This is a genomic window from Brevibacillus sp. IT-7CA2, assembly GCF_949767855.1.
Lineage (GTDB): Bacteria > Bacillota > Bacilli > Brevibacillales > Brevibacillaceae > Brevibacillus.
On sequence record NZ_CATKQT010000053.1, the window covers coordinates 70,719 to 87,944 of the forward strand.

Annotated in this window: 17 protein-coding genes; 11 read left to right on the forward strand and 6 right to left on the reverse strand. The window is 47.4% G+C overall.

Features of this window, described 5'->3' with window-relative positions; genetic code table 11:
* Window positions 1–22 precede the first annotated feature (22 nt).
* Window positions 23–1,450 (forward strand): PLP-dependent aminotransferase family protein, encoded by a 1,428-nt coding sequence (locus tag ACM6JA_RS27695; RefSeq protein WP_414854981.1) that lies wholly within the window; start codon window positions 23–25, stop codon window positions 1,448–1,450.
* A 52-nt stretch (window positions 1,451–1,502) separates the two neighbouring features.
* Here the strand turns inward: ACM6JA_RS27695 and ACM6JA_RS27700 are convergent, their stop codons facing one another.
* Window positions 1,503–2,216 (reverse strand): alpha/beta fold hydrolase, encoded by a 714-nt coding sequence (locus ACM6JA_RS27700; RefSeq protein WP_414854982.1) that lies wholly within the window; start codon window positions 2,214–2,216, stop codon window positions 1,503–1,505.
* A 176-nt stretch (window positions 2,217–2,392) separates the two neighbouring features.
* Here ACM6JA_RS27700 and ACM6JA_RS27705 point away from each other — a divergent pair, with 176 nt between their 5' ends.
* Window positions 2,393–3,052: a Crp/Fnr family transcriptional regulator gene (locus ACM6JA_RS27705; protein ID WP_414854983.1), complete on the forward strand. Its 660-nt coding sequence runs from the start codon at window positions 2,393–2,395 to the stop codon at window positions 3,050–3,052.
* A gap of 179 nt (window positions 3,053–3,231) precedes the next feature.
* Here the strand turns inward: ACM6JA_RS27705 and ACM6JA_RS27710 are convergent, their stop codons facing one another.
* The 4 genes from ACM6JA_RS27710 to ACM6JA_RS27725 all read right to left on the reverse strand — a co-directional run bounded on the left by ACM6JA_RS27710 (window position 3,232) and on the right by ACM6JA_RS27725 (window position 6,460).
* A complete protein-coding gene (locus ACM6JA_RS27710) occupies window positions 3,232–3,432 on the reverse strand; it encodes a cold-shock protein (protein ID WP_007721941.1) in 201 nt (66 codons plus the stop codon).
* A gap of 187 nt (window positions 3,433–3,619) precedes the next feature.
* Entirely contained in the window at window positions 3,620–4,888 is a 1,269-nt protein-coding gene (thrC, locus tag ACM6JA_RS27715; protein ID WP_414854984.1) for a threonine synthase, read from the reverse strand.
* A 188-nt stretch (window positions 4,889–5,076) separates the two neighbouring features.
* Window positions 5,077–5,763, reverse strand: coding sequence for a 23S rRNA pseudouridine(2604) synthase RluF (gene rluF, locus ACM6JA_RS27720; protein ID WP_173618169.1), 687 nt, complete (start codon window positions 5,761–5,763; stop codon window positions 5,077–5,079).
* Window positions 5,764–5,806: 43 nt separating this feature from the next.
* A complete protein-coding gene (locus ACM6JA_RS27725) occupies window positions 5,807–6,460 on the reverse strand; it encodes an MOSC domain-containing protein (protein ID WP_414854985.1) in 654 nt (217 codons plus the stop codon).
* 145 nt (window positions 6,461–6,605) lie between these two features.
* Between ACM6JA_RS27725 and ACM6JA_RS27730 the strand changes: the two genes are divergently transcribed.
* The 9 genes from ACM6JA_RS27730 (at window position 6,606) to ACM6JA_RS27770 (ending at window position 16,329) form a co-directional block, all read left to right on the forward strand.
* Window positions 6,606–8,054 carry a nicotinate phosphoribosyltransferase gene (locus ACM6JA_RS27730; protein ID WP_414854986.1) on the forward strand — a complete coding sequence of 483 codons (1,449 nt, stop codon included), beginning with the start codon at window positions 6,606–6,608 and terminating at the stop codon, window positions 8,052–8,054.
* A 198-nt stretch (window positions 8,055–8,252) separates the two neighbouring features.
* The gene (locus tag ACM6JA_RS27735) at window positions 8,253–9,512 is read left to right on the forward strand and encodes a Glu/Leu/Phe/Val family dehydrogenase (protein WP_414854987.1); all 1,260 of its coding nucleotides are present in this window, start codon (window positions 8,253–8,255) and stop codon (window positions 9,510–9,512) included.
* Window positions 9,513–9,654: 142 nt separating this feature from the next.
* On the forward strand, window positions 9,655–10,575 hold the full coding sequence (metA, locus tag ACM6JA_RS27740) for a homoserine O-acetyltransferase MetA (RefSeq protein ID WP_414854988.1): 921 nt from the start codon (window positions 9,655–9,657) through the stop codon (window positions 10,573–10,575).
* 135 nt (window positions 10,576–10,710) lie between these two features.
* Window positions 10,711–11,898, forward strand: coding sequence for an ROK family protein (locus ACM6JA_RS27745; RefSeq protein ID WP_414854989.1), 1,188 nt, complete (start codon window positions 10,711–10,713; stop codon window positions 11,896–11,898).
* An 87-nt stretch (window positions 11,899–11,985) separates the two neighbouring features.
* Window positions 11,986–13,098: an Ig-like domain-containing protein gene (locus tag ACM6JA_RS27750; RefSeq protein ID WP_414854990.1), complete on the forward strand. Its 1,113-nt coding sequence runs from the start codon at window positions 11,986–11,988 to the stop codon at window positions 13,096–13,098.
* Between the two features lie 111 nt (window positions 13,099–13,209).
* Entirely contained in the window at window positions 13,210–14,106 is an 897-nt protein-coding gene (locus ACM6JA_RS27755; RefSeq protein WP_414854991.1) for a LysR family transcriptional regulator, read from the forward strand.
* Between the two features lie 114 nt (window positions 14,107–14,220).
* Window positions 14,221–14,610: a CidA/LrgA family protein gene (locus ACM6JA_RS27760; protein WP_414854992.1), complete on the forward strand. Its 390-nt coding sequence runs from the start codon at window positions 14,221–14,223 to the stop codon at window positions 14,608–14,610.
* The gene (locus tag ACM6JA_RS27765) at window positions 14,588–15,286 is read left to right on the forward strand and encodes an LrgB family protein (protein WP_414854993.1); all 699 of its coding nucleotides are present in this window, start codon (window positions 14,588–14,590) and stop codon (window positions 15,284–15,286) included. The genes ACM6JA_RS27760 and ACM6JA_RS27765 overlap by 23 nt, the downstream gene beginning before the upstream one ends.
* A 116-nt stretch (window positions 15,287–15,402) precedes the next feature.
* The gene (locus ACM6JA_RS27770; protein ID WP_414854994.1) at window positions 15,403–16,329 is read left to right on the forward strand and encodes a DMT family transporter; all 927 of its coding nucleotides are present in this window, start codon (window positions 15,403–15,405) and stop codon (window positions 16,327–16,329) included.
* 169 nt (window positions 16,330–16,498) lie between these two features.
* Here the strand turns inward: ACM6JA_RS27770 and ACM6JA_RS27775 are convergent, their stop codons facing one another.
* Window positions 16,499–16,888 carry a hypothetical protein gene (locus ACM6JA_RS27775; RefSeq protein WP_414854995.1) on the reverse strand — a complete coding sequence of 130 codons (390 nt, stop codon included), beginning with the start codon at window positions 16,886–16,888 and terminating at the stop codon, window positions 16,499–16,501.
* Between the last annotated feature and the right edge of the window lie 338 nt (window positions 16,889–17,226).

Consider the following 17,226-nt stretch of genomic DNA (forward strand, 5'->3'; position numbering starts at 1 on the left):
TGGGGGAAAGGGGGGAGCTTGCATGAAAAGGGAGGCTCTTTCAAACAGCCATTCTGATAAGCTGTTCGAGCAAGTGTATGAATATCTTCTGGACCGGATCAGACGCGAAGAGTGGCGGGCACATGAGAAGCTTCCTTCTGTTCGCACATTGGCGTTGGAATTAAATGTGCATCGCCTGACGGTTTTTAAGGCGTATCAATTGCTGAAACAAAACAGCCACGTGTATGTGAAGGATAAGTCGGGGTATTATGTACAACCGAGTAGCCTGTTGCCAGTGGAGTCGATGGATGATCCAATCATTTCTGCCTATGTGCACAAGAGCCACCTTTCTGAAATTCATCAGGTGCAGGCGACCTATCAATTTTCCAAAGCATTGATCGAACCAAATTTATTACCGAATCTTTATTTTTCCGAGTATGTGAAGAAAGTGTTTGACCTGTATCCAAAAGTGCTGGGCACCTACTCAACTACACAAGGGGATCAGGAGTTGAGGGAAGCACTGTGCAGCTATTATATCAGCCGTTATCATTTTCACCTGTCACCCGATGAGCTGATGATCACATCAGGTTCGCAGGAAGCGATTGATTTGGTTGCCAGGGTCCTTGTAAAGCCGCGTGATGTCGTGTTGCTGGAGAGACCTACTTACAGTCCTGCCATCGATGTATTCAGAAGACAGGGCGCCAAAATAATTCCCATCGAGATTACGCCGCATGGGTATGATTTGGAGCAGGTTGAACTGTTGATGCAAAAAGAAAAACCGCGTCTGTTTTATCTCAATCCGACCTTTCACAATCCGACCGGCTATACGGTTCCCGCTGAACAACGGAAGAGACTGGTGGAGCTGGCTGCGAAGTATCAGTGCCTGATCGTAGAGGATGATCCGTGCCGCGATATTTACTTCGGCGATGAGCCTCCACTGCCGTTTTTTTCTTACGACACGGAGGGCTATGTCATCTATCTGCGCAGCTTTAGCAAGTACATCGCGCCGGGGTTGAGTATTGCGACTGTAGCATGCCGTCCATCTATTATGAAGTATTTGATTCAAGCGAAATCACTGTCCGACAGTGGAGCGCCCCTGTTGAATCAAAAGATTTTTTTGCATTACTTCTTCTCCGAACGGATGCAGCAGCATTTGGCAAAGCTGCGGATTGCATTGGCCATTCGCCGGGATATCATGGAGGAAGAGCTGTCTGTGACCGACTGGGAGTGGTCCAGCCCACCAGGAGGCTTTAATTTATGGGTGAAGCTTCCTGATTCCGTCCCGATGGAAAGCCTTTTGGGCAAATGCATAGAGCAATCGATTACGTTTGTGCCCGGCGCGATCTGTGACCCACAGCGAGAGTTAAGCTCTTGGATACGCATCAGTTATTCTTATTTGAATGAACAACAGCTGCGGGATGGATTGCAAAGGCTCGTCCGTACGGTTCGCCAGTTGAACATAGAGGAATAGGAATGAAGCAAGGCTGCCGACATGTTGGTCGACAGCCTTGTTTTTGGTTATTTTATGATTTGCTTACTTGATCGAGGTGATTCACCAGTTCTTCTGGTTTGGACAAGAAAGGTGCATGATCGGCTTCCATTGTAATGACTTTGCTGCAAGGTGTATCTGTATTCATTCTGCGTTGGAAATCGATTGGGATCGCATTGTCTAAAGTTGTTTCAATATAGACGCGATCGACACTTCCGAATTTCTCTTCAGTAATTTGCACTGGTTGTGTAAACGGAGCCAGCGCTTGCGGACGGCAACGTTTCATCGACGCCAGTCTCAGTGCCTCATCCTCAACTGCATTGAAAAATGTTTCTTCCACAGTCTCAAGCTTCGGAGCCAGCGTCATGTCGGCTTCATTCAATTCGAATTCCGGGCCTTTTTCTCCTTCAGACTTGCTTATGAGACTTTCCCCGTTTTTCGGCAAGAATGCGCAAAGGTAGACGAGCTTATCAATTTTATCATGTATTTTTTCAGCCGTTTGCGTAATGACGACACCACCCATGCTGTGTCCGACAAGGATTACTTTTTCGTTATGTTGCTTGATCAGGTCAGATACTTTCTCTACGTAGAGATCCAGTGTCACTTGCTCTGGAGGTGTCATGTCTTGTCCACTTCCAGGCAAGTCCAATGTCGCGACTTTGTGTCCCAATGCTTCCAGCTCAGGTTTTACTTTTTCCCATACCCATTCACCTTGGCATGCTCCATGAACCAATACATAAGTACTCATTTACAACATCTCCTTCGTTTCATGATGATCGTTCGTTAGTGTTAACGAAGCGATTTCTGATTAAACAGGGGTTCTTGTGTTCGTTCCTCTTGAGTGCAATAATAATAAAAATCTGTATCGGTAATCTGTGACTTTGTCACCAAGTTATTTTTTTCACAAGGAGGTTCTTCATCCATATGCAAAAGGAGCAGATTGCGGAGGTCCTTACACGTTTTCCAAGTCTGGCGGCACTTACTCCAGAAGAGTGGCAAGAGGAGGGAATCTCCATCACTACGGTTCCAGCCAACTTTACCATTGATGAAGGCGAGTTTTTGGAGAATGCGCCATTAATCTTGGATGGGCTGGTTCGCATTTTCAAACTGAGCAGCGATGGGAGAGAGGTTACGTTGTACAGGCTATCGGCTGGCGAGTGCTGCCCACTCATCGCGTCTAGTATACTGGGAGAAACGGTGTATGAAGCTTCGGCTTGCGTGGAGAAGCCGAGTATCGTCTTGAACGTCCCGACGAAGATTTATAAGAAATGGATCGAGAAGCATCAAGGCTTTCGCCAGTATATTTTTCAATCATTTGCGCGTCGATTGATTATCATGTCGAACTTGATTGACGACATTAACTTTAAATCCATTCGGGTTCGAATTTCCGAATATTTGATCGAGCATACAGGTGCGGAGAATAATTCGCTCGCCATTACACATGATCAGTTGGCAATTGAGCTGGGGACTGCTCGTGAAGTGATTAGCCGGACACTAAAGAAAATGGAAAAAGAAGGGCTGCTGCGTGTAGCGCGGGGGCAAATTACGGATATTCAACGTTCCAAACTACCTGTGTTTGAATAATCCGTATTTGAAAATACAAAAATTTTAAGAAGCACTATGTACTGTGTTATACTGAGTCTACCATTTACTGTTCTGTAGCATTCCCTACTCCATTTACGTGAGTAGGGTTTTTTATTTGTGTTTCAGACAACACAAAAAAAGACCCCCTTACAGGAGTCTGTTTTTTGTGTATGGCTTGATTAAACTTTTTGAACGTTAGTAGCTTGTGGTCCGCGTTGGCCTTGTTCTACGTCAAAAGTAACTTTTTGACCTTCGTCAAGGGATTTGAAACCGTCGCCTTGGATAGCAGAGAAGTGAACGAATACGTCTTCTTTACCTTCGCGCTCAATAAAACCAAAACCTTTTTCTGCGTTAAACCATTTTACTGTACCTTGTTCCATTGTTATTGCCTCCTAGTGTGTAACACACATATATTACTATCCTTGCTCTCAGGATCTCTAGACGAAAATTTGCTATCTACGCTATCCGTTTCTTCGAACAAAAATAATTCTTTACTAGCATAACAGGATATTGAAAGGATAGCAAATTATTCGCGCATATTGACTAAAAAAAAATACAGATGAGCTGTTACGATAGCATGGCGCCAATCTTTTTCAACGTAAGCTGTGCCGAGACAATTTTATTCGGATAGCTCGCTGACACCGATTCCCCCAAATGATACTCTTGCAGTGCATCAGTGTCCTTAAGCATGTTTCCTGTCAAAATGCACACGGCTGTTTCGTCCTTGTCGATCACTTGTCCTGCGATGAGCTTGCGCAATCCGGCAACCGTAGCAGCAGAGGCAGGCTCGCAGCCGATCCCGCTCTTATCCACCCATGCTTTGGCGTCGAGAATCTCTTGATCAGTCACGGAGCAGGTAACGCCGTTCGTTTCTTCTAATGTACGAAGCGCTTTTTTCCAGCTGGGCGGATTGCCGATGTTCAGCGCAGAGGCACGTGTATATGGATTGGGTTCGGGTGTCAGCTCGGTGTGTCCGTCTGCGACCATGCGATGGAATGGACTAGCACCTTCCGCCTGTACGAGCGCCACCCGAGGAACTTTCTCGATGAAGCCGAGATTTTTCAAATCCTGCAAGCCTTTTCCGAGAGCCGTCACATTGCTTAGCGCTCCTCCAGGGATGACCACCCAATCGGGGAGGTTCCAATTGAGGTACTGGGCAATTTCGTACACGATACTCTTCTGCCCTTCAATGCGGAATGGATTGATCGAATTGCAGATGTAGAGGCCGAGCTCTTTGCTGTATTGCTCGTAAAAGCGGATGCCATCATCGTAAGTGCCATCAAAGCTGATGACCTTTGCTCCGTAGGCGAGTGTTTGCATGACTTTATTCAAAGAAATGTTTTTGTTCGGGACAAACACGTACGCTTCGCCACGGGCGAGTGCAGCATACATGGCGAGAGAGGATGAGGTATTGCCAGTCGATGTGCAGGTGAAGCGTTGATAGCCTAGTGAACGCCCGTGTGATACGGCGACAGTCATCCCGTTGTCTTTGAATGAACCACTTGGATTCTCGCTTTGTGCCTTCAGCCATACCTTGCTGTTGCTTCCTACATACGATTGGATGAGTGCAGATGCGTACAGTCCTGTATTTCCTTCGTACTTGGTCGTGATGTACTCTTCAGGAAGCTCGGGGAAAATCAGCTCTTTGTAGCGCCATACCCCGCTCGCATAAGGTGTCATGCGCTCAGACAGCCGCTCGTGAAAGACGCGCTTCAGCTGTTCGGCATCGATGGCTGACGTATCGTGAATAATGTCAAACAAGCCACCGCACGTGCATTGATAGTCAAATAAATGAGCAGGTACTTCCTTGCTGCAATCGACACAAACCAGTTTCATCCTCGCAAGATTCACCCCGAAAAGTGTGTGGGGAGAATCTCTCCACCTCTTTTCTCTCGTATGATTTTCTATATGGTAAACGGACAAGGGGAGCGTGTAAATGAGAGTTTTCAGTAAAGATAAAATATTCACATGCAGATACGAAAGACGGGAAGGAGTCACTATACAGACTCCAACCCGTCTCTCTTTCACAAGCTTTTATTCAGATCAGTCAATTCCTTGGCCGTCAGATTGCGCCATTGCCCCAATTTCAAATTCCCCAGGGCAATGTTCATGATGCGTACCCGTTCAAGCTTTCGCACCTGATAACCAAAAGCTTGGCACATCCGTCTGATTTGTCGATTCAGCCCTTGCGTCAGCACGATATTGAAGACGCGGTCGCTGACTTTGGTTACTTCACAAGGCTTTGTGGTCGTTCCGAGAATGCGTACGCCGTTTGCCATTCCGTGCAAGAAATTCGCCGTGATGGGCTTATCTACGGTGACGATGTACTCTTTGTCATGATTGTTCTCCGCACGCAAAATTTTGTTTACGATATCTCCGTCATTGGTTAACAGGATGAGTCCTTGCGAATCCTTATCGAGTCGCCCGATAGGAAAAACCCGCTCCGGGTGATTGACGAAATCGATGATGTTGCCTTTGACGTGCAGTTCAGTGGTACACGTAATTCCGACTGGCTTGTTCAAGGCGATGTAGACATCTTTCTTTTTGACACCGAGCGGCTGCCCATCGATGCGCACGTCATCTCCTGACGCAACCGTACTTCCCAGTTCCGCGAGTTGGCCATTGATCGTCACGCGCTTGGCCTCGATTAATTTATCGGCTTCTCTTCGTGAGCAAATGCCGGTTTCACTGATGAACTTATTAATTCGCATGAGACGTTCCTTTCGCTATTGCTGCTGCTATTTCGATACGTGTTCAAAAGTCGACTTGTTGAACAACCTTTTCAAGTAGTTTTTTTCGCCAAGGTTGCGCCAATTCTTCCACCTCAAGCATACGCTGTATCGTCTCTTGGGATGGTGACTTGTCATGGAAGTATAAGTGGTGAATCGACGCTACCGTTACTTGTTTTGGATGTGCAGTGATGAGGGTAATCTTGGAGTCTGGCTTGATCGTCCCTTCCTGCAAGACGCGGAAAAAGTAGCCCGTATAGCCCATTTCCACCACCGCTTTGAGCAACTGGTTATTGTTGTTGCGCTTGTTGATCGTCGCGCAAGGAAATCTGCCTTGGGTCACTTGCAGGATTGTATCACCGAATTGATACACATCCCCGATGCAGACCTGCTCTTCGGTCATGCCAGCGAGCGTGAGATTTTCTCCGAATGCGGCATTGGTCAGAGGTTGGCCGAATAACTTCTCCCAATGGGCATAATGTTCAAAAGGATACGCACAGACGACGCGATCTGGGCCGCCGTGGTACTCTGGATTCGCGATATCGTCATCATCAATTTTCTCGGAACGGACAACGAGCTCGTCCGCTTCCTCCTTCCAAATGCCGGAGAGATATTCCTTGCCGTTGTACATATTATTTTTAGGCAAACCTTTACTAATTGTAACGATTTTTCTGTTCAACTTATGCTCACTCCCAGCCTGTACGATTGCTTCTCTTTTTATCCCCATACTATACCACATTCCCTAATATCCTCCACAGCGGATGGGCACCAGCGAAAGCTTCTGGTATGATGATAGAAAGGAATACACAGGAGGCCTCAGTGACATGCAATCATTTGGTGTGGCACTACACACAGATAAATATCAAATCAACATGATGTACGCCCATTGGGTGAACGGAACACACAATCAGAAGGTCGTTTTCGAAGCATTTTTCCGCAAGCTGCCTTTTGGAAACGGATACGCCGTATCTGCCGGATTGGAACGAATTGTTTCCTACATAAAAAATTTGAGTTTTGAAGAAAGCGATCTCAAGTATTTGAGTGAGCAGGAGGAGAACTACGATCCGAAGTTTTTGGAAGAGCTGCGCCAGCTTCGTTTTAAGGGCTCGCTCTACTCCGTGAAGGAAGGAACCGTGGTTTTCCCGAACGAGCCGCTGATTCGTGTAGAGGGGCGTGTCATGGAGGCACAGCTGGTTGAGACGGCCCTGTTGAACTACATGAACTATCAGACGCTGATTGCGACCAAAGCTTCACGGATTAAAAATGTGGCGGGCAATGATGTTCTTATGGAGTTCGGAACAAGAAGGGCGCAGGAGGCAGATGCTGCGCTGTGGGGGACGCGGGCAGCGTATTTGGCTGGCTTCGACGCGACCTCGAATATGCTGGCAGGGAAAATGTTTGGCATTCCGACAAAAGGGACGCACGCTCACTCATGGGTACAGAGCTTTGAGAGTGAGGAAGAAGCATTTGAGCGCTTCGCAGCAGCTCTACCAGGACAGGTAACCTTGCTGGTCGACACTTACGATACGCTCAAAAGTGGCGTGCCTAATGCAATTAAGGTCGGAAAACGTCTGGAGAAACAAGGCAAAAAGCTGATGGCGGTGCGCTTGGACAGTGGCGACTTGACGTATTTGTCCTGCAAGACGCGCGAAATGCTTGATAAGGCAGGCATGACCGATGTGCAAATTGTCGCTTCCAACGATCTCGATGAGCACACGATTATGAACCTGAAAGTACAAGGAGCACGCGTAAATAGCTGGGGAGTAGGAACGCAGCTCATCACGGCAGCGGATCAGCCGACACTCGGAGGCGTATACAAGCTGGTGGCGCGTGAAGGCGCGGACGGAGAATATCAGCCGACCATCAAAATCTCCGGGAATCCGGAAAAAGTCACAACGCCGGGCATCAAAGATATGTACCGATTGATTGATACGGAAACAGGCAAAGCGATTGCTGACTACATGTGTTTCCCACATGAAACAACAGTCGAAGAGGGAGCACCTCTCCATTTGTTCCATCCGAGCCATACGTATTTGAGCAAGCATTTGGAGAACTACCAGGCAGAGTCGCTGCTAATTCCAGTATTTGTAGATGGGGAACTGGTCTATGAACTGCCGACCCTCCAAGAGATTCGCAACTACCATCGTGAGCAACTCAAGCTGTTCTGGCCTGAATACTTGCGCATGCTGAATCCAGAGCATTACCGTCTGCACATCAGCGAAGAGATGTGGGAGACGAAAACAAAGCTGATGAAGGCGTATTTGAAAAAATAAGAGAAAAACGTCTGATGTTTCGCGAGGATGCATCGGGCGTTTTTTATTTGTTTACCAAAAATAACACAATAATGTGAAAACAAAGAAAATAAATTGTCTGAATTTACTTGCATCGTATATAATTACTCCATTCATCCTTTAGCTCTGCGCCAAGGTGATGTAGAAAACGCATGTGAAAAGTATTGGGGAGGAAGAGAGATGCTAAATACTGTAGAGAAAGAAAGCCTGAATCCATACGAAATTGTGCAGAAGCAGATTGATGCTGCAGCGGCATTGTTGGGATTGCGGAGCGATGCTGTAGAAATTTTAAAGCGACCCAAACGAGTACTGGCAGTTAGTTTTCCTGTCAAGATGGATGATGGCAGCGTACGTGTCTTTGAAGGCTACCGATCTCAGCATAATGATGCGGTAGGACCGACCAAGGGAGGGATTCGTTTTCATCCGGATGTGACAATGGATGAAGTCAAGGCGCTCTCCATGTGGATGTCATTCAAATGTGGCGTGGTTGGTCTTCCTTATGGCGGCGGAAAAGGTGGCGTCATATGTGATCCCCACGAATTCAGCAAAAATGAGCTGGAACGAGTCAGTCGCGGCTTCATGGAAGCCATCGCTGATATTGTCGGACCGGAGACAGATATACCTGCACCCGATGTGTATACGACCCCACAAATCATGGGCTGGATGATGGATACGTATAGTCGATTAAAAGGCACCTATTCTCCGGGAGTCATCACGGGAAAACCGCTGAGTGTCGGCGGCTCCAAAGGAAGAAATGAAGCGACTGCCCGCGGATGTGTCTTTACCATACTCGAGGCATTAAAAAATTCTGGACGCAAGCTGGAACAAACAACCGTCGCGATTCAAGGCTTTGGTAATGCGGGAAGAATAGCCGCGAGACTTTTGACGGAGTTGGGCTTCAAAATCGTAGCGGTCAGTGACTCACGCGGAGGTATTTATGATGCTGCTGGCTTGGACATCGAAAAGGTAGGTCAATTAAAAGACAACGCCACCATTTTGGAGTATGTAGGTGGTACGGTTATCTCCAATGAACAGCTGTTAGAGCTGGAAGTGGATATTCTGATCCCGGCCGCGTTGGAAAATGTCATCACAGCAGCGAATGCCCACAGTATTCAGGCCAAGTGGATTGCAGAAGCAGCAAATGGACCTACTACACCGGATGCTGACGCTATTTTGCGGGAAAAAGGAATCATCGTTATTCCTGATATTCTCGCCAATGCAGGTGGAGTAACGGTTTCCTATTTTGAATGGGTGCAAAACCTGATGAATTACTACTGGTCCGAGCAGGAGGTAAACGAAAAGCTGCAAACGACAATGATTAACGCCTATCGCGCCGTGAAAGAACTCTCTGATCAGTACAAGGTGGACTTGCGCACGGGAGCCTATATGATCTCGCTTTTGCGAATTACGGAGGCGATGGAAGCGCGCGGCTGGATTTAAGGGAAGAGACCTCTTGCAACTTGCTTGTAAGGGGATTTTTTCGTTTTCCCCTGTGTGATTAGCAGGAAGGCTAGTATTTTTGTCGAATTTGTCGGATTAATGTTTTTCTACCTGTGTTCAAAGGATGGAAAGGGGGATCTTTATGCCAATCAAATTGCCCGACGAATTGCCTGCAACGGAAATACTCGCCCAAGAAAATATTTTTGTGATGAAGGATAGCCGTGCCTTCACACAGGACATACGACCGCTCAGGATCGTCATTCTCAACCTCATGCCAGTGAAGGAAACAACGGAAACACAGTTGCTCCGCCTCCTGGGGAATACGCCGCTACAGGTGGAAATCGTGCTTTTGCACATGTCCAGTCATACGTCCAAAAATACGTCGGAAGAACATTTGTCGATGTTTTATAAAACGTTTGAGGAGATCTGTGACCAGCGATTTGATGGCATGATCATCACCGGAGCGCCAGTGGAACAGCTCGAGTTCACAGACGTCACGTATTGGCAGGAGCTGACTAGAATCCTCGATTGGAAAATGGAGAACGTCACTTCGACCTTGCATATTTGTTGGGGAGCACAAGCGGCTCTTTACCATCACTTCGGCGTTCCAAAGCATCCTTTGCCAGAAAAAATGTTCGGAATCTTCCCTCATACACTCAATAAGCAAAAGGTGAAGCTGTTCCGCGGATTTGATAACTACTTCCACATTCCGCATTCCAGGCATACCGAAAATCGCAGGGAAGACATCGAGCAAGTGTCAGAGCTGGAGATTTTGTCCGAGTCTGATGAAGCAGGGGTTTACATCGTAGCGACGAGGGATGGCAGACAAATTTTCGTGACAGGACATTCTGAGTATGATCCGACCACCCTGCAAGATGAGTATCAGCGGGATGTGAACAAAGGCTTGGACATTGCTGTTCCGCGTAATTACTATCCAAAGGACGATCCAAGCCGCAAGCCCATCGTCACCTGGCGCGCACATGCGAATTTGATGTTTTCCAACTGGTTAAACTATTACGTTTACCAAGAGACACCGTATGATTTGAACAACAACAAGCGATAGCAACGTAGAAACCATCCGAGGTGATTCGGATGGTTTTTGTTTGGCCCGGTTGACGTAATAAATGGCGACAGGTAGTGTGAGAATAATCGCGCAGGAATGCTACCGGGAATTCAAGCAAGATGGGAGTTTTGTATGATGAAAAAAATCATGAAGCAAGATCAGGACGTGACTAAGCAGCATAACAAGCAAATGATCCTCGATATTATCAAAAAGCAGAGACCGATATCGCGTGCAGAAATCGCCAAAATTACGCGGATGAGCGCCACCTCGATTGGCAGATTTGTCAGTGAGCTGTGCGAAGAAGGACTGATTCGAGAGACAGAGCTAACCTCATCAGGTGTGGGCAGGAAGGCAATCATGCTCGACATTGAGCCGGGGGCCATTTATACAATCGGCGTGGACATGGCAAAAAAGCGCATCAGCTTTGGGATCATGGACTTTAGCGAAGCGATTATTGCTCAGCACCGGATGGATCATAAAACACAGGATTCTACACCGGAAGAGACGGCAGAGCTGATTTGTAACGAGATCGAAGGGATGCTCAACCAGACAGGCATTCCGCTAGAAAAAGTGGTCGGGATCGGCATTGGGATGCCAGGGGTGATCAATTATGAGCGAGGGATTGTTCAGCTTTCCACTACGTTGGACTGGAAGGACGTAGCGTTCGCCAGCCTGATTGAAAAAAGGTTGAAAATCAAAACCGTTATCGACAACGATTTGAAGGTGAAAATCCTCTCGGAGTACTTGTACGGATCTGCCAAGGGCTCGAACAAGACAGCCTTGATTGGCATTGGCACGGGTATCGGTTCTGCGTTGATTATCAATGGCGAAGTGTTTCGCGGGGGCTCCAATAGCGCAGGAGAGCTGGGGCATACGACGCTCGATCCGAATGGGAATCTGTGCGAATGTGGAAAGCGCGGATGCCTGCAAACATACATAGACGAAAATTCTTTGATCATGGAAGCGCGTCGGGTGAAGGATGTCAGTGATGTCCGCCAGGTGTTCGCGGCAGCGAGAAACGAAGAGCGCTGGGCGAAGGAAATCGTCTCTCGTACTGCGTTGTACCTCGGAATCACGATTAACAATATTGTATGCATGTACAATCCAGATACCGTGATTGTAAGCGGTGATTTGGTGGAGAATTATCGCGAAATCATTGACTTGGTCGAGGAGCATAGCGATCAAGTGATCTGGGAGCCATTCAAGGGGAAATTTCGCGTCATTCCTTCCGAATTGAAGGGGGAGGCAATCGTGATGGGAGCAGGAGCTTTGGCGATGCAACACTTTGCTCCCTTGGCAGGGACATGGGCAGAAGAATCATGATTTTCTTTGCCATTTTGTATTCAACAAGTAAGGCTGTTTAGCCGATATAGAAAATGGTGGAAAAGTAGAGAGGAGAGGGATGTGAGCATGAAAAACTGGCAAAAAGGTATGCTCGCTACGGCTGTTACGATTGGGCTGATCTTTTCCAGTGTCGGCCAAGTACCGGCATTGGCAAATTCTGCGACGACAAGTACGCAGAAGAAGATTTCCAAGCTAGTGGTTGATACAAAGACAGTAAAATTGAAAAAAGCGGGGACGCAGCAGTTGAACGTCCGCGTGCAATACACGGATAAAACAACGGAAGACGTCACACAGCAAGCAGAGTGGACTTCCTCTGACAGTGACATCGCAAGCGTTGGAAAAGGCTTGGTAACCGCTATTAGTTCCGGTAAAACAAGAGTGAAAGCAAGCTTCGGGGGCAAAAGTGTGAATGTCCCTGTTGAGATCGATGTGATTTCCAAGCTCACTGCTGACCAGAAGAAACTGGCTCTCAGCGTGGGAGGCACGAAGCAGGTAAACGCAACAGCAACCTTCTCTGACAAGTCAACCACTGATGTCACTGCCAATGCAGAGTGGGAAAGCGATGATAAGGAAATCGTAACGGTAACGAATGGTTTGGTGACGGCAGTAGGCTCGGGCACAGCGAAGCTCAAAGTGAAGTACGGTGGAAAAAGCGTATCCATTCCAGTAGAGGTGGATGTCGTCTCCAAGCTGGACAGTGATAAGAAAAAGCTGTATCTGCGTCCAGACACTACCCAGTCGGTTACGCTGCTGGCTACCTTGTCTACCAAAGAAAAAGTCGATGTAACAAGCAAAGCCAAGTGGACATCCGACGATGCAAAAGTCGCCACAGTTGAGAACGGAGTCGTGACAACTGTAGGCTCTGGCAAAACGAGAATCAAAGCAACTTACGGTGGAAAGACGATCTCGATCCCTGTAGAGTCTGCTGTCATCTCCAAGCTGGAATTTGACACGAAAAAGGTCGCTCTCAAAGTCGGCGAATCAAAAGACTTGAAGGTATCTGCTATCTATACCGACAAAACCAAGGTCGATGTCACAGTCGATGCAGACTGGATCTCCACGAACAGTTCCGTTGTGACTGTAGCGGATGGCAAGATCACGGCTGTGAAAGCAGGGCGTGCAACGATTGCGGCTACGTATAATGGAAAAGCCGTAAAAATACAAGTAACCGTGGAGTAACTCACGCTGGAGGAAAAGCCAGGGCGCGACTGCGTACCTGGCTTTTTCGCATACTCTCGCCTGTGGTAAGCTGTAGCTAACGCTTTTGATTGGACGAAGACGGAGGGCATCATGGATATTCGACAGCTGCATTACTTTGTGGAAGTAGTCAAACATAAAAACTTTACGAAGGCCGCACAATCCCTCCACGTCTCCCAGCCTTCTATCAGCAAAATGATCAAGGCATTGGAAGAAGAGCTAGAGGTAGTTCTGCTGGATCGGACGGAGCGGAAAATGGATCTGACAGACGCAGGGGAAATGGTCTACAGCTATGCGACCAAAGTGTTGCAGCTGATGGAAGGCATGTCGTCGTCGATTGCAGAATTGCGAAATGTCGAGCGGGGGCGGGTCAAACTGGGCATGATGCCAACGGTGGGTTCTTTTCTCTTGCCGAATGTGATCGCCTTGTTTAAAAAGCAGTATCCAGGCATCGATATCGAGATGAAGGAATTCAGCGCCAAGCTGCTTGAAATCCAAATGGAGCAAGGAAGCATCGATGTGGCATTAACCGTTCTTCCAACGGATCAGGAAAAATTTGTGGCGGTTCCCTTGCTCGCAGAGGATCTGGTCGCGATCGTTCATCGGGAGCATTGGCTCGCGGGAGTCGATGAGGTGAGCTTGGAACAGCTCAAGGACGAGGCTTTCATTTTGTTTACCGAAGAGTACGCGATGCATGATGTGGTGCGCCAAGCGTGCAAGTTGTCCGGCTTTGAACCGAAAGTCGCTTACATGAGCTCTTTATGGGATTTTGTCGGAGAGATGGTGGCTACCCAACTGGGAATATCACTCATCCCACGCTCCATTGTGAGACGCTTGAATAACGGACAATTGCACACCGTCAACATTTCTTACCCGGTGATTGACTGGCAGTATGCCTTGATTTATCGAAAAGAAGGGTATTTATCGCATGCGACAAAGGCTTTCATATCGTTTGTAGAGAAAATGTACAGCCATAACCAAATGGAATAGAAATGATGATTTTTATGTATTGTACGAATGGAATCGAGACGGCTTAGAATGAAGGTAACTCGTTCAAAAGGTGACTTTTTGAACAACCTTTGTAAAGCAACTGGGGTGGTCTCGATGAAACGATGGTTTTCCATCATCGCACAAGTTTTGCTATTGTTCGGCTTCACCTGGCTTGGGAAATGGGTGAGCTCGTTTTTTCACCTTCCTGTTCCCGGCAGTCTGATCGGACTCGGGCTTTTGTTCATTTGTCTATATACCGGCTTGATTCGTCTACAGTGGGTGGAAGCAGGAGCGACTCTGTTATTCTCGCAAATGATCCTGTTTTTCGTACCATCGTTGGTCGGGATGATGCAGTATCCATGGTTATTAGGTATAAAAGGATTGCTGGTGCTTGTGGTCGTCGTAAGCGGTTGTGCACTAGTGATGATTTCGACAGGTGTTGTTGCTGAGCGCATGTTCAATCGTGGAGAGGTGAAACAGCATGATCCTGTGGAAAACGTCTAGCGTCCTCCTGACACTCATTTTCTTCTATGCAGCAAAACGGTTTAACAAGAAAAGACCGTCTCTGCTGTTTTCTCCGGCCTTATTGGCGCCGATCGGATTGATTGTGTTTTTACTTATCGCAGGCATTCCTTACCAGGTGTACAGTGAAGCGACCTCGCTCATTAGTGAGTTGATGAGCGTAGTCACAGTGGCGTTTGCGATTCCGCTTTACCGAAATTGGTCGGTGTTAATGGCGCATCGCCGGATGATTTTGACGAGTCTTGCTACGGGTTCCCTCATTGCCATCATTGCAGGTGTCTCCACGACGATGCTCGTCGGATTAGGAAAAGAAGCGGCGATTAGCGTCATTCCTCGCTCGATTACCCTGCCGATTGCGGTGAGCGTAACCGAGGCGATTGGCGGTTTGCCTACGATGACGGCGGTATTCGGTATGCTGACCAGCTTCGCAGGCGTTTTTTTGGCTCCCAAAATCATCAAGAGAATGAGGCTCCGTCATCCTGTTTCCATCGGCTTGATGTACGGAATGGGCGCACATGCGTTGGGGATGGTAAAAGCGTTTGAGCGTGGGGAAACAGAAGGAAGCAGTGCGACTTTGGCTGTGATTGCCGGAGCGATGATTACGGTGGTATGGGCGTTTACCTTGTTGCCGGTGATCATGTCGTGGCTGGCTGTGTGAAGGAAGGGGCTGTTAGATAGCCCCTTTTTTTATTTCACGAAAGTGCAACATGACCGCCCAAATGCTGGCGAAAGGTGTATGATAGAGGGCAAATAAAAGCTCCACACTCTTTCAACATGGCAGGAGGCATCATGAGACCGCTGTATATCGTCCTATTACTCTGTACCAGCTTCCTTTGGGGAGGAAATTTTGTTGTCGGTAAATTTCTTGTCGGGCACGCGTCTTCCTTGACGCTGACTAATTTGCGCTGGCTCATTGCTGTTGTTTGCTTGTTGCCGGTTGTTTGGATACGCGAAAAACGGATTTTTCCAACGCGAGAGGCACTCCTTCCTTTGATCGTGATGGGAGTAACTGGTGTAGCCCTCTTTAATTTATTTATGTTCTGGGCACTTGAGCGGACAGACGCGACCAATGTCGGGCTATTGTCCACGCTGAATCCGGTTTCGATCGCGATATTTTCCTTTTTGCTGATGGGCGATAAAATTCGACCGTTGCAGATTGTCGCGATGCTGGTCTCGTTTACAGGCGTGCTTGTGGTGATGACCAAAGGAGACTTCGCACACTTGGCCCAGTTGCATTTCAACACGGGTGATTTGTGGATGCTCGCCGCTGTCGCCATGTGGGGGATTTACTCCGTATGCGCGCGTTGGGCAATGAAGACGGTCTCGCCGATGATGTCCACACTGTATTCGGGGATTTTCGGTGTTGCGCTGATGCTGCCCTTTAATGTCACCACATTTACGATCAGCAACACAGACTGGACATTCTGGCTGTCGCTGTTTTACGTTGGTGTAATGGCAACTGTCGTCAGCATGGTGCTGTGGAATATTGGTGTACAAAAAGTTGGCGCAACCTCAGCAGGTATGTTCCTTAATTTCAATCCTATCTTTACGGCTATTCTCGCATTTCTATTGCTCGGGGAGCGTATGACCATCATCCAATTACTCGGCAGTATAATCGTCATTGTCGGATGCTATATGTTCTCACGCTTAAAGCACGTCTCGACCCCGACACCACATACAGTCAAGCAAGCACAAGGCTAAAAAGGAAATCCCTCGTCTGGTTAAAAAGGCGGGGGATTTTTTGGTAAATAGGCATTTATATAAAATAAATTTACCAGAGTACAAATTAGGCACTCTGCAATTGCCAAACCCCGCCACAAGCTCTATCAGAGTCGAGGCGGGGTTTACGGTATAACGTACTTTTTAACTTCTATGGTTCCTCATTTGCAAACATCTCCAACGTAGCTATAAGAATGTCTTTCTTTTCAATATAGTAGCCTGCATATGGAGAAGCTATTAGATTCATACCTTCAATCATTGAACAAAAATCAATAACAGGTATAGGGCGTCCGATTCCTAGGGCAGCACCTACTGTCGATAGTAATGCCAGCAAACGAACCGGGTTCCATTCCCATTCCAAGAGTTGAAGAAGTTGGATGGCACTAGAAGCTCTTTTCGTTTGCTCGAGCGTATATACTTCGGGGAATCGCCCATCCGTCTTGTAGGCATGGAAAAACTCGTTGTAGTAAGCTTCTGCTGCGAAATCGATATCGCGGTACATTTCTCCAAAATCCGTGTAAGGTTGACTTTCATTCTTCATTACTGCCACACCAACCTTTCTTATAGGATGAAGACATTGTATCAGAAAAAATTGATAGTAATAGAGTCAAAACAAACCTCAACCCTCACAATTATGTGAACGGAGAGGTTTGTTTCAGTTTTTACGAAATGAGAATATTCACTCGGGAGAGTAAGTAGACATCCTAATGGGTACGAGTCTAAATCTTATTCTGTGAGACTGAGGATTTTTCGTGAAAGAACTCCCGCCATATCAAGGATTCCAGTCTATTACTCTATTTTCAATGAGCACAACGTGCAAGTTTTAGAAGGTACCGATCAACGCAAAAGGCTAGTAAGAAGATAAAGCACAGGGCTCGT

Bases quoted from the DNA above. Each gene is read 5' to 3' on its own strand.
- ACM6JA_RS27750 (WP_414854990.1), top strand. From the start codon at position 11,986: ATGAAAAACTGGCAAAAAGGTATGCTCGCTACGGCTGTTACGATTGGG.
- ACM6JA_RS27745 (WP_414854989.1), top strand. From the start codon at position 10,711: ATGAAAAAAATCATGAAGCAAGATCAGGACGTGACTAAGCAGCATAAC.
- metA (WP_414854988.1), top strand. From the start codon at position 9,655: ATGCCAATCAAATTGCCCGACGAATTGCCTGCAACGGAAATACTCGCC.
- ACM6JA_RS27700 (WP_414854982.1), bottom strand. From the start codon at position 2,216: ATGAGTACTTATGTATTGGTTCATGGAGCATGCCAAGGTGAATGGGTA.
- rluF (WP_173618169.1), bottom strand. From the start codon at position 5,763: ATGCGAATTAATAAGTTCATCAGTGAAACCGGCATTTGCTCACGAAGA.
- ACM6JA_RS27735 (WP_414854987.1), top strand. From the start codon at position 8,253: ATGCTAAATACTGTAGAGAAAGAAAGCCTGAATCCATACGAAATTGTG.
- ACM6JA_RS27710 (WP_007721941.1), bottom strand. From the start codon at position 3,432: ATGGAACAAGGTACAGTAAAATGGTTTAACGCAGAAAAAGGTTTTGGT.
- ACM6JA_RS27775 (WP_414854995.1), bottom strand. From the start codon at position 16,888: ATGAAGAATGAAAGTCAACCTTACACGGATTTTGGAGAAATGTACCGC.
- ACM6JA_RS27705 (WP_414854983.1), top strand. From the start codon at position 2,393: ATGCAAAAGGAGCAGATTGCGGAGGTCCTTACACGTTTTCCAAGTCTG.
- ACM6JA_RS27765 (WP_414854993.1), top strand. From the start codon at position 14,588: ATGATCCTGTGGAAAACGTCTAGCGTCCTCCTGACACTCATTTTCTTC.
- ACM6JA_RS27695 (WP_414854981.1), top strand. From the start codon at position 23: ATGAAAAGGGAGGCTCTTTCAAACAGCCATTCTGATAAGCTGTTCGAG.
- ACM6JA_RS27730 (WP_414854986.1), top strand. From the start codon at position 6,606: ATGCAATCATTTGGTGTGGCACTACACACAGATAAATATCAAATCAAC.
- ACM6JA_RS27770 (WP_414854994.1), top strand. From the start codon at position 15,403: ATGGCAGGAGGCATCATGAGACCGCTGTATATCGTCCTATTACTCTGT.
- ACM6JA_RS27760 (WP_414854992.1), top strand. From the start codon at position 14,221: ATGAAACGATGGTTTTCCATCATCGCACAAGTTTTGCTATTGTTCGGC.
- thrC (WP_414854984.1), bottom strand. From the start codon at position 4,888: ATGAAACTGGTTTGTGTCGATTGCAGCAAGGAAGTACCTGCTCATTTA.
- ACM6JA_RS27755 (WP_414854991.1), top strand. From the start codon at position 13,210: ATGGATATTCGACAGCTGCATTACTTTGTGGAAGTAGTCAAACATAAA.